The following is an 11235-nucleotide window of genomic DNA, read 5'->3' as shown; positions in this document are numbered from 1 at the left end:
CGAATAGAGTTCCCAGACAGTAAAAAAGCACCCTGAAACAGCATTTGGCCGCTTGTCTTTCTATTCATCCGGAGGAATCAGAGCAAAAGCGGGCATCCAATCTTTTTAAGTTGCTGCTTTTAATTGAAACATTTGGAAACTTGCTGCGTAATACAAGTAAAGGAGGTTTTCTGGTGAATATGATGGGTGATTTATTATTTTTAATTCCTTTACTTTCGCTGCTGTTTTACGTCATTCTTATTGGATTTGGCATTTTTATTGCCTTGTCTTTGTTAAAGCAAGGGAAAGAGCGGAATGCACTGTTAAAAGAGATTGCAGAGGAACTCCGGCGAAGGTAGTTTTTCAGAAAGGGGCTTGGTCGGGATGGGATTGATTCGCTTTTTGTTCATGAAAAAGAAATGCCTGGACCACACCGCATTTGGCAACGAACGGTATTACAGCGCTGCCAGTAAATTGAGCGCGCACGGCATTTCCTGCGACGTCGTGCGGAAATCGAACATCAGCATGATGGATATGGCTTTTGGCGGCGGCGGGCAAAACGCAGTGCCGTTTGCGAAAAACGCGGAGATCAACAATGCGCAATACGATTTTTATGTAACAAAGGAAGATGAACATTTGGCGCAGCGGGCTTTGCGTTGAACCTAAAAACGCTTGGACACTATCTGTCCAAGCGTTTTGTCTGGCTTTTTAAGGCCGGTAGCCATAAGCAAAATTAAAAAAAGTGTAGCAAAAGAAAAGCAAGATTGCAGCCGGAATGATGCTCAACCCGATCATGGCCTTAGCCGTCCGGCTTTTAACTTTCGCAATCCATTTGATGTAAATGAAAATCAGGATTCCAGTGAACGGCACAAACAGCAAATTGGAAACCGTGAAGGCCCATTTGGTATTTTCATCCCAATAGGCATCAGGAACCGGAATCACATCTGCGTACTTCTCATTAATTTTATTGGTAATGGTGATGAACAAAAAGGAAATGCCCACATAATAAGCTGTAATGATTAATTTAATCCAACCAAGCAAATACCTGCTGGACACGATCACAACCAGCATCACCGTAAGCATGATAAAAAAACCTGTGAAATATTGCACCTAAATCCCCTCCTTCTAAACCTTAACGAACCTGGAGGAGATGTTCAATGCCACTAATCAAAAGAGTTATTTACACAATAATCACTTGAAGCAGGATGGCGATAAAAACCATACCCACGATAAACGCAGGGAAACTGCTTTCCCGTTCTTCCGGCAATTCGTCGTTCAGGATGTTCAAGACCACGCCGCCCGTGAGAAACGACGACATGAACGCCAAGGTCAAATCGCTGGCATGAGTTACTTCGTAAAGAATCCATCCGGCCAAAACAGAAAAAGCCAACACCCATCTTCCGACCCGCGTGTAGAGGTCTTCATGCGTCAAATGGAGAATGCGGTTGTTGGCGATGAAATGGAACGAAAAGACAACAAAGTAAACGATATAAGCGGCAATATTGTCACCGCTCAGCTCCTGAAGCAAATAGCCGATCAAGCCGTTGTACAAAGCAAAAGCGCTGATTTCTAGAACAAAGACCGGAACGGATGGCCGCGTCAGATTCTCTTTCCGCCGGTTTTCCCGCTCGGATTTCTCGCTCAACTGATTGATGCCGTAAAAAACCGCGACGCCGAGCAGCGCCGACATATACGTGACGTAATCCACTTTTTCAAGCCAGGGAACCAAGGCCGCTTCATGTGCAACGTCCTGGTAATGCGTCAGTTCGGGCACCAGATGCAGCAGTACGTAAGCGATGGAGCCACCCGAAACGAGCGACACAAGCCGGTTCGTCATCCGCTTCTCCAAGCGCTTGATGGCATTCGTAAAGATGTGCACAATCATAAAGCCGATAATGACAAGCAGACTTGGAATGAACATGGCCACACCCCTCCAGAAAATCGTCTTTGGAATGAAAATTGTATAGCCTTGATGACAGGCAAACAGCCGCCTTCATGGATGAATTCGGCGATCACCATTTAAATTTGGTCAAAAAAACCGCAGCCCTGCGACTACGGTTCATCTCCTACTTATTCTGCATAAACTCATAATATCCGCTTTTGAAGAACTCGTACCATTCATCAATCTCTTCTTGCGGCGCTGACTCAAGCGCCGTCATCACTTCTTTGCCAAATTCAAGGTACGCCGAGCCGTTTGCAGTAATCACGTTTCCATCACGGACTGCCTGCTCTTCCACATAACGGGCAGCATTCGTATAATTCTCGCCAGCCGCTTCCTGCAGTTCCTCCAAGCGGTTGCCCGTATGCTGAATCGTATTCAAAACGCCGTTCATCCCCAGAAATTCTGTTGCTCCGCAAATGGCACCCAGCACTTTGCCGTGATCCAGCGCCTTTTGCACAAGCTCCATGACCGGCTTGCTCTCCTCTTTCTGCCATGAGTTCCCGCCGATCAGCACGAGCCCCGCAAAATCGTCGCCCACTTCGTCCACGGTATAATCAGGCACTGTCCGGAATCCGCCGATCGACGTCACCGGATCTTTCGTGAGCGATACCGTCTTCACCCGGTATTTCCGCTCGCTCGTCTCCGGCTCCTCGTTCAACGCCGCAGCAATTGACGCCGCTTCCCAATCCGCATACTCCTCCAGCACTACAAACAGCACTTCCTTCACACTCATTCCATTCACTCCTTTCAAATTAAACTCCCCTTACAACCATTCTGAACCTTTTTCTTACCTGCATTATAGCACTCCAAATGACCTTGGCATACGTATAAAAGCAGGAATCAAATGTCTTGTAAATCTACCTTTCCTTAATTAAATTTAAGCCAAGATATGGAGCAAAACAGCGAAGAAAATCTTACTGTTTCTGCAGCGCTTCGCTAGCTTCGAAACAAAAAGACCGCTGCTCCTGCAGCGCGATGCGCTTCGTCGCAAAGACTTAGCCTTGCAGGCTTCGGCTAATGTCTTTCCCGCGGGAAAGAGAGAAAGCCGAGACCCCGCAATCGCGAAGCGATGAGGAGGCTTGGCGCTCGCCCGCTGGAAAGCGGAGCTGTTTTGCGGAATATCGGATAAGAAGAAAACCTTACTCCCCTTGCAAGAAAGCATCCATCTGAAGCAATTTCTTCGATTTTTATAAAATACACAACTGTTCAAACTCCTGCCATCAAAAATTGATATTCAATTTATATTCGTCCGTTATCATAACGGAGGTATCATTTTTAAACTAAAAGAGGAGTGGCAAACATGAATAAGTTCTTGAACCCGATCACCGACTGGGTCTCCACGAAACGCGGCATGTGGATCACTATCATTGCCTGGATTGTTCTCGCGGTCGGCCTGACGTTCGGACCTAGTCTGAACGACTACAAAGTCGCAAACTTCCAGTCGTTGCCGGATGATGCCCAGTCGATCATTGCGGACCAGAAACTGAAAGAGTATTTCCCGGATGACCAGGGCACCCCCGGCATCCTCGTCTTCCATAACGCGGAAGGCGACGTCGATTTAACAGCCGTCCAGGACATCCTGGCAGGCATTACGGACGCTAAGATTGAAGGCATCGACTCGATTGTCGACATCAGCCAGCTTCCACCGCCTGCCTTGGAAGGCTTTTATTCTGAAGACAACACCACGATGATCATCCCGATGACGCTCGAAGCAGGGCTTGGCAGCGCCGATTTCGCGGAGATCAACGATGAAGCGTCCCAAATTGGCAGCGACATCGCCGCTGATTTCAATAACATGGAATTCTACATCACAGGACCGGCCGGCATTGCAGGCGATACCGTGAAACTGTTTGAAGAAGCGGACTTTGTGCTATTGATTGCAACCGTTTTGATTATCCTGGTTCTATTGATTGTGATTTACCGTTCGCCGCTATTGGCAATTATTCCGCTTCTGGCAACCGGCATCGTTTATCAAGTGGTCAACCAGACGCTTGCCTATATGGGCAAAGGCGGCTTGGAACTGACGAGCCAGACGACGTCGATCATGAGCATTCTGTTGTTCGCGGCCGTCATCGACTACTCGCTGTTTGTGTTCTCCCGCTACCGCGAAGAACTGAACCATTATGAAAGCAAATACAAAGCGATGAAATACGCCATGCGCGCAACCGGTGAACCGGTCTTCTTCGCAGGCGGCACCGTACTTGCAGCAATGCTTGTCCTATTCTTTGCGGACTTCCGCGATTACGCGAACTTCGCACCGATTTTCGGGACTGCGGTATTTGTCATCATGATTGCGTCGATTACATTAGTGCCGGCACTCTTCACACTGTTCGGCCGTAAAGCGTTCTGGCCGAAAGTGCCGAAATACGGCGACGCGAAAAACGTCAAGCACGGTATCTGGGGGCCAGTTGCGAAATTTGTCGTCAACAAACCTGTATTGTCCGGTGGCCTTGTCGCAATTTTGATGATCATCTCGGCCATCAATGTTATCAACCTGGAATTTGAATTTGACACCGTGAAATCATTCCCGGATGATATGCCATCACGCGTCGGCTATGAAATTGTCGAAGAGAAATTCGACAAAGGCGAAATCGCCCCTTCTACTCTTTTGGTCGTCAGCGATGAGCCGATTTCGGAAGAAGCAGCTGCTGCTCTTTCTGAGCAATTGACAGCTTATGACGAAATTGCCTCTGCCCGTCTTTCCGGCCAAACCGAAAACGGCGAAGCCGTGAAATACAACTTAGCCTTGTCCATTAACCCATATACAACAGAAGCGCTTGATTTCGTGGAAAGCTTGCGGGATGACAGCGCAGCCCTTCTTGAAGAAGCGGGAATTGACGGTGAAACGCATTTCGGCGGCATCACGCCAAAACTGGTGGACGAACGCAACGTCAACAACAGCGACATCTACAAAATCGTAGCGCTTGAAACGATTTTGATTCTGGTGCTCTTGTTTGTCCTGACCCGTTCATGGAAAATGCCGTTCTATATGATGGCAACCATCCTATTCTCTTATGTATCAGCGCTAGGCTTGGGAATTTTCCTTATCGATGTGCTGTTCGGTTTTGATGCCATCAGTACGCGCGTGCCGGTCTATGCGTTCATCTTCCTGGTCGCACTCGGCATTGACTACAACATCATCCTGGTATCGCGCTTTATGGAAGAGCGGAAAACACGGAAAGTGAAAGATGCACTTGAAGTGGCGATCCGTAATACCGGCGGCGTCATATCAAGCGCCGGAATCATTCTGGCAGCAACATTCGCAGCCCTTACGACGATGCCGATCGCCGATTTGTTCGTCTTCGGCTTTATGGTGTCCATCGGGATCCTGATCGATACGTTCCTCGTGCGCGGCATGCTGCTCCCGGCCCTGATTTTGTTTTTTGAAAAAGATAAGTAAACCCTGCATAATGGAATGAGCTGATAGCCCGGCTACCAATTATGCCGGGCTTTCTATTGATGGGGAGGAATTCCAATGAAAATACTCGTCGTGGACGACGACCTTTATATTCAGCAGCTGGTCGCGATTCATCTCGGCAAGGAAGGCTATACCGTCTACAAGGCAAGTGACGCTGAACAGGCACTCCTGCTGCTTGAAGAGCTCACCGTCGACTTGGCCATTGTCGACGTCATGATGCCCGGAATGGATGGGTTTGAACTGACCCGAATCCTGACGCAGGAGCTGGAAATCCCGGTAATTCTGCTGACGGCAAAGGGGCAGCTTGACGACAAGGAAAAAGGCTTCCTGTCCGGATCCGAAGATTATATGGTCAAACCGTTTGAACCGCGCGAGCTGTTGTTCCGTGTCGCAGTCGTGCTCCGGCGTTCTGAGCGTTCCCTGCAGGAAAATCTGAACGCCGGCAATCTGTCGATCAACCGCCGCAATTTCGAAGTGGCCATCGACCATGAAACTTTGATCCTGCCGCTGAAGGAATTCGAAATCCTGTCGGTCCTGGCGGCGCGCGCCAATATGGCGACTCCCCGCAGCTTGTTGATGGAACAGGTTTGGGGCGAAGACAACGAAGGCAATGAAATGACCTTGAACACCCATATCAACCGTATACGGGACCGGCTGAAGCGCTACGGCGCCAATGTCGAAATCCATACACTGCGCGGCATCGGCTATAAACTCGAGGCACCGAAATGAAGTCGCTGTACCGCCAATTTATCGTTTCCACGCTGTTCATCCTGGCCATTTCCATTTTGATCGGCTTTACACTCGCCAATTTGTTTTACTTGGCTGTCACAAAAGAAGAAGCCATCGAACAGGATGTCGGCATTGCCAAGGAAATCGTCCAGACGCTGAAAGCCGTGCCCCATTCCGACAATAGCTTTGACCGGTACCTGGACGCTGTTTCCAACCTTGGCTACCAGATTGCAGTCGTCGACAGCGATGGCCAGAAAAAGTTTTACGGGGATTCTTTTGACGATACAGCACTGCCAAAAGAAGCGGAACGCGTTATAACGGACGGCGACATCTATACCGGCCTGAATGACTTCTCGAGCCAGATTTTCATGATTGCGCATTTTACAAACAAGCTCCACAATACGGTCGGTGTGCCGTTTACGTTTAATGATGAACCGTACGGCCTTTTTATCCGTACCGACACAGAGCTCGTCGCCACGGATATCCACGCCGTCCTGATTGGGTTTGTCGGCGCCATCGGCATCGTCAGCATACTTGGCATGATCTGGATGGCCCGCCAATTGACGCGTCCGATTGTCCAATTGACCGAAGCGACCCGCTACATTGCACGCGAAAACTATAGCTACCCACTGGAAATCAAGCGCAACGACGAGATCGGCCAGCTGTCGGAAAGCTTCAACTTGATGCAGACGCAATTGAAGCATAACGACCTGGCGCGGAAATCGTTCATCAATAACGTCTCGCACGATTTCCAGTCGCCGCTCATGAACATCCAGGGCTATGCAGACCTGTTAAAGTCGCCGGACCTGTCAGACAGCGACCGCCTTGCCTACACGTCGATCATCGACCAGGAAGCGAAACGGCTGTCCAGCCTGACGCGGCAATTGCTGCTGCTGACTTCGCTAGACCAAGGCGCCTACCCGATGAAAGCTGCCGAGTTCCGACTCGATGAAAGTTTGAAAAGCGTCGTGCAGAAATACCGCTGGCGCCTGGAAGAGGAAGACATCGACATCTCGTACAAGCTGGCCCCGGTTTTATTCCACGGAGATGCGGAACTGCTCCAAAACGTCTGGGACAACCTGCTGACCAATGCCATCAAGTATAATAAACCCGGCGGCAGTATTGAAATCAACTTGCGTTCGTCTGATAATGGGATAGCGGTGTCGTTCAAAGACAGCGGCATTGGCATTGCGGAAGACGCCATCCCGCAGCTGTTCGAGCGCTTTTACCGCGTTGATGCGGCACGCAAAAACGACGGCACCGGGCTCGGGTTGTCCATCGTCCAGCAAATCGTCACGCTGCACGGCGGAACGATCAGAGTCCAAAGCCGTGCCGGAGAAGGAAGTGAATTTACCATCACCTTCCCGCATCCGGAAACGAAACATTAACTTACTGGAGGTTCTTACTATGGAAAAAACCTGGAGTCTACGTTTGATCCAGTTCGCAGCCATTTTTGGCTTTATTGGCACATTTCTTGGTTCACAAATGGCAGGCGAAATGGATTATTCGCTGCGCCCTGTCCACGCCCACATCCTGGTCGTCGGCTGGCTATCGGTATTTGCCTGGGGTATTTTCTACCGCGTCTATACGGTCAAGTACAAGAAATTGGTTGCCATCCACAGCGTGCTCGCCATGCTCGGCGCCTTTGGTTTAACGGCCGGCATGTGGATCTACAACTTGAATCCGTTCAATTGGAATGAAACATTGGTGATGATTCTGTTCATCATCGGCGGTTCGCTGCTCTTGCTCGCTTTCCTGTTGTTTGTGGTCATTACGTTCTTGACGGAAAAAGAGTAAAAATGAATAGGCCTTTTTCAGGGGATAAAACCCGGAAGAGGCCGTTTTCATCTAATACCGTTTGAAAGTATACTTTTTATACTAGAACAATCTTTATAGCGCTCGCAATTTTGTTAAGGAGTGATAAAAATGAAAGTCTCTCCATATATAGAAGCGTCTTTTCAGGTGCTCGGGAAAAAATGGAACGGACAGCTCGTCCATTATTTATCGCTATGTGAAAACCAGACGGCGCGTTTTTCGGACATTAAGCGCGACATTAAGGGCATCACCTCCAGATCGCTGTCGCTGAAGCTTTCCGAACTTGCAGAAGAAGGTTTGATTGAGAAAGCCGTGGATAGCAGCGCATCCGGAGCTATGTCCTACCGCTTGACCGAAAAAGGCAGCGCTTTGGCAGACAGCCTCCAGCCCTTGCAGCAATGGGCCCGGCAGTACATGGAAATCGAACGCCCATCTGACAATGAATCCTCTTAATGCGACAGGCTCTTTTTGAATCAAAAAAGCAGAATGACCAAATAAATAAGAAGGGGCTGTCCCATAAGTCGAACAATAGACTTATGGGACAGCCCCTTCTTCTAATAAAGCGTAAGGGAATACTATTGCTCCTGTCTCTGCATCGCTGCGCTAGCTTCGAGACATGAAAAACCGTTGCATCGCTACGTTTGCTTCGTCGCAAAGGAGTTGTCCCAAATTGCTTTTGGGACAACTCCTTTTTTGTTCTTTGCCGTTTGGGGAATGTTTTCATGCACAGCTCCCTGAAATTCATTACAATAGAAAGATGAAGCTTTATAATATATTTACTCGAGGTGTTCTATTTGTATAAATTACCGAGAAAGCATTTTTGGCACGGACCGATTGACAGCGAGTCAGACCGGGACAGTTTCCGCTTTCACCAAAGCGTCGAATTCGTCAGCAGCATTGAAGCGCCGAAAGGTTCCTTTTCCATCCTCGGCTTTGAATGCGATGAAGGCGTACAGCGCAGCGGCGGACAGGCCGGAGCTGCTGAAGCACCAGACCAGATCCGGAGCCAGCTCGCACAATTGCCCGATCATTTGGGCGGGCGCCAGCTGATTGATGCCGGCACCGTGATGCAAAAAGACGGCAAAATGGAAAAAGCGCAGCGGGAACTGGGCGAACACGTCAGCAATTTGCTGCGCTGCGGATCGACGCCGATCATCCTCGGCGGCGGACACGAAACCACCTACGGCCATTATTGGGGAGCGCGGCGCTTTTTCGGCCCCGATGCAAAAATCGGCATCATCAGCATCGATTCCAATTTCGATCTGCAGGAGTCGGATCGCCCGCATGCCGGGACGATGTTCAAACAAATCCTGGAGTCGGATGACAACGCCGGCTACCTGGTGCTGGGCGTTCAGCCGCTCGGCAACACACGTGCCACATTCAATCAGGCCGACAAACTCGGCGCGCAGTATGTGCTCGCGGAAGACCTTGCACTGCGTGATCTGCAAAGCACTCAAAACGTCATCGATGCATTTTGCGAAAAGCACGACCACGTCATTGTCAGCTTTTGCATGGAATCGCTGTCGTCGTTCCATGCCCCGAGCATCGTCGACGCGTCGCCGTTCGGGCTTGAACCGGTTGTCGTGCGGCAATTGCTATGGCACATCGTTGTCAACCAAAAAGTGCAAAGCTTCGATATCTCCGACGTCAACCCGACAATTGACGAGAACGGCAAGACCACAAAGCTTGCAGCGTATTTAGTAGCCGAAGTGATGGCTGCGTTTAATTAAAGCTTTTTAGTGCACCAGCTGAACTTGGCTGGTGCGTTTTTTTATGTTTGGGCATCTATTCTTTAAAGGGGTTGCGGTTTTGTGAGATTCAGCCGGCAGCCGCGGGCATACGACCGGCAACGGCTGAAATACGACCAGTAGTCTGGGAAATACGACCAGTAGTCCAGAAAATACGACTAGAAGTGGAAGAAATACGACTCACATGCCCTTAATCACATTGATATCCTTTGAAACTTCTGTCCCTCTCTTCCGTAGAATAAGCAGAAGTCTTTTACGAAGGAGGAATTCCATGGAAATCGGTGTATTTGCATTGACAGCTGTACTTGGCGTCGCCTTTATGACACTCGCCGGCTTTGACATGCGCATGAAATCGCAAGTAAATCTCGCGAAAATCCAATTGGAACGCGACAAAGTCGCGCTGGAACAGAAAAAGCTGGAGCTTCAGCAAAAAGGCCTTTAAGCATTCATACATAAGAATTTCCCCGCCCCTTTCCGGGCGGTTTTTCATTTCAAAAAAAGAAACTTTTCCTCTTCCAAACTTCCTCCAAAATAGTTAGACTGTCCATTTTCGGGTAAAATATAAGTAACTGGATACCCCGTCGCCAAACCTTACTGTTCTCGCTTGCCTTAGGTCAACCTGAGAGGCGGTGCATAGCATGTTTGAAGAAATGAGGACCCGTGACTTTGTCCGCTGGATGTTTTTCGGAATTCTGATTGCCGCCTTCGCACTGGTGCAGCTTTCGCCAAATCCGCTCGTCTTGGATGTCGGCGTTCAGCTGACGTTTTATGTGATTGTGCCGGTCCTGTATTTCGGACGGCAGTTTCAAAAGCAGCAAGTACCGCTGTCGCGCGTCGTGTTCTTAAAAGGCGCTTTTCGCTGGCTTGTGCCGCTCGCCGGCCTCGTCACGCTGTCGACGTTTTTTTCCATGGCGATGCTTTGGCTGCAGCTGCGCGTCTTGCTGCCGGTCGCTCCCTGGATGGTCGACTCGCTTCTCGAGCGGGCGCCGTTTCCTGACAACACTGCATATCTCATCACCGTATCGCTCATTGTGGCGGTCATCGGACCCATTGCGGAAGAGTTCATGTTCCGGGGGCTTCTCCTGAAACGCCTGATTTCCAAGACGTCGATGTGGGAAGGAATCGGGACATCGAGCCTGTTGTTCGGGATGCTGCATATGGACTTTTTCGGTGCGTTTTTATTCGGCGTGACGGCGTCGATTCTTTATTTGCTGACGGACAATCTGCTAATTCCGATTTTGCTGCACATCTTCCACAACTCGCTTGTTGTCGGTTTGATGTTCATCAGCCCCGGCTGGCCCGAATGGCTGACCGTGATGGAAAGCGCGGACATCTACACGAAAGCCGTGCCGAATGCGATTGTCCTGTTCGTCACCAGCATCCTGATCTTCGCTGTGATCCTGCGGCTGGCGCAAAGCTTGAACAAGAAAAAAGAAGAAGAGAAGTACCAGGCCTTCTTAAAGAAACAACAAGAAGCCCTGCAGAACGAACCCCATCATCCCGAAATGCCTTAAATGCATTCCGGGATTTTCCCCGCTTTAACGGGCAGTTGGACTCCCGCTTTTCTGAGCGGGAAGTCTACTGACCGTAAAAGCCCGATTGGT

Annotated in this window: 13 protein-coding genes; 10 read left to right on the top strand and 3 right to left on the bottom strand. The window is 49.6% G+C overall.

The features are described from left to right. Positions 1–173: 173 nt before the first annotated feature. Both QWY22_RS03535 and QWY22_RS03530 read left to right on the top strand, forming a co-directional pair. Positions 174–338, top strand: coding sequence for a hypothetical protein (locus QWY22_RS03535; protein WP_300984441.1), 165 nt, complete (start codon positions 174–176; stop codon positions 336–338). Between the two features lie 25 nt (positions 339–363). After that, a complete protein-coding gene (locus QWY22_RS03530) occupies positions 364–639 on the top strand; it encodes a hypothetical protein (protein ID WP_300983088.1) in 276 nt (91 codons plus the stop codon). A gap of 48 nt (positions 640–687) precedes the next feature. Here the strand turns inward: QWY22_RS03530 and QWY22_RS03525 are convergent, their stop codons facing one another. The 3 genes from QWY22_RS03525 to QWY22_RS03515 all read right to left on the bottom strand — a co-directional run bounded on the left by QWY22_RS03525 (position 688) and on the right by QWY22_RS03515 (position 2654). Further along, positions 688–1089, bottom strand: coding sequence for a hypothetical protein (locus tag QWY22_RS03525; protein WP_300983087.1), 402 nt, complete (start codon positions 1087–1089; stop codon positions 688–690). A 70-nt stretch (positions 1090–1159) separates the two neighbouring features. After that, on the bottom strand, positions 1160–1900 hold the full coding sequence (locus tag QWY22_RS03520; protein ID WP_300983086.1) for a hypothetical protein: 741 nt from the start codon (positions 1898–1900) through the stop codon (positions 1160–1162). A 145-nt stretch (positions 1901–2045) separates the two neighbouring features. Further along, positions 2046–2654 (bottom strand): type 1 glutamine amidotransferase family protein, encoded by a 609-nt coding sequence (locus QWY22_RS03515; protein ID WP_300983084.1) that lies wholly within the window; start codon positions 2652–2654, stop codon positions 2046–2048. Positions 2655–3221: 567 nt separating this feature from the next. On the opposite strand from QWY22_RS03515, the gene QWY22_RS03510 reads away from it, so the two are divergent. From QWY22_RS03510 to QWY22_RS03475, 8 genes are all read left to right on the top strand, one after another. Next, entirely contained in the window at positions 3222–5321 is a 2100-nt protein-coding gene (locus QWY22_RS03510) for an MMPL family transporter (RefSeq protein WP_300983083.1), read from the top strand. 75 nt (positions 5322–5396) lie between these two features. After that, complete coding sequence (locus tag QWY22_RS03505; RefSeq protein ID WP_074510044.1) at positions 5397–6068, top strand: response regulator transcription factor; 672 nt, start codon at positions 5397–5399, stop codon at positions 6066–6068. After that, positions 6065–7456, top strand: a complete 1392-nt coding sequence (locus QWY22_RS03500; protein WP_300983081.1) for a sensor histidine kinase — start codon at positions 6065–6067, stop codon at positions 7454–7456. The genes QWY22_RS03505 and QWY22_RS03500 overlap by 4 nt, the downstream gene beginning before the upstream one ends. A 19-nt stretch (positions 7457–7475) precedes the next feature. Next, on the top strand, positions 7476–7865 hold the full coding sequence (locus QWY22_RS03495; RefSeq protein WP_300983080.1) for a hypothetical protein: 390 nt from the start codon (positions 7476–7478) through the stop codon (positions 7863–7865). Positions 7866–7994: 129 nt separating this feature from the next. Beyond that, positions 7995–8336, top strand: a complete 342-nt coding sequence (locus tag QWY22_RS03490) for a winged helix-turn-helix transcriptional regulator (protein ID WP_300983078.1) — start codon at positions 7995–7997, stop codon at positions 8334–8336. 341 nt (positions 8337–8677) lie between these two features. Continuing rightward, complete coding sequence (hutG, locus tag QWY22_RS03485) at positions 8678–9613, top strand: formimidoylglutamase (RefSeq protein ID WP_300983077.1); 936 nt, start codon at positions 8678–8680, stop codon at positions 9611–9613. A gap of 289 nt (positions 9614–9902) precedes the next feature. After that, entirely contained in the window at positions 9903–10073 is a 171-nt protein-coding gene (locus QWY22_RS03480) for a hypothetical protein (RefSeq protein ID WP_300983076.1), read from the top strand. 196 nt (positions 10074–10269) lie between these two features. Continuing rightward, positions 10270–11145 carry a CPBP family intramembrane glutamic endopeptidase gene (locus tag QWY22_RS03475; protein ID WP_300983075.1) on the top strand — a complete coding sequence of 292 codons (876 nt, stop codon included), beginning with the start codon at positions 10270–10272 and terminating at the stop codon, positions 11143–11145. The last annotated feature ends 90 nt before the right edge of the window (positions 11146–11235 follow it).

It is taken from the genome of Planococcus liqunii (assembly GCF_030413595.1).
Taxonomy (GTDB): Bacteria; Bacillota; Bacilli; order Bacillales_A; family Planococcaceae; genus Planococcus; species Planococcus liqunii.
Note: the sequence above shows the minus strand (reverse complement) of the source record. Positions and strands in the feature narration are given on the sequence as shown.

Bases quoted from the DNA above. Each gene is read 5' to 3' on its own strand.
- QWY22_RS03530 (WP_300983088.1), top strand. From the start codon at position 364: ATGGGATTGATTCGCTTTTTGTTCATGAAAAAGAAATGCCTGGACCAC.
- QWY22_RS03520 (WP_300983086.1), bottom strand. From the start codon at position 1,900: ATGTTCATTCCAAGTCTGCTTGTCATTATCGGCTTTATGATTGTGCAC.
- QWY22_RS03515 (WP_300983084.1), bottom strand. From the start codon at position 2,654: ATGAGTGTGAAGGAAGTGCTGTTTGTAGTGCTGGAGGAGTATGCGGAT.
- QWY22_RS03510 (WP_300983083.1), top strand. From the start codon at position 3,222: ATGAATAAGTTCTTGAACCCGATCACCGACTGGGTCTCCACGAAACGC.
- QWY22_RS03505 (WP_074510044.1), top strand. From the start codon at position 5,397: ATGAAAATACTCGTCGTGGACGACGACCTTTATATTCAGCAGCTGGTC.
- QWY22_RS03500 (WP_300983081.1), top strand. From the start codon at position 6,065: ATGAAGTCGCTGTACCGCCAATTTATCGTTTCCACGCTGTTCATCCTG.
- QWY22_RS03495 (WP_300983080.1), top strand. From the start codon at position 7,476: ATGGAAAAAACCTGGAGTCTACGTTTGATCCAGTTCGCAGCCATTTTT.
- QWY22_RS03490 (WP_300983078.1), top strand. From the start codon at position 7,995: ATGAAAGTCTCTCCATATATAGAAGCGTCTTTTCAGGTGCTCGGGAAA.
- QWY22_RS03480 (WP_300983076.1), top strand. From the start codon at position 9,903: ATGGAAATCGGTGTATTTGCATTGACAGCTGTACTTGGCGTCGCCTTT.
- QWY22_RS03475 (WP_300983075.1), top strand. From the start codon at position 10,270: ATGTTTGAAGAAATGAGGACCCGTGACTTTGTCCGCTGGATGTTTTTC.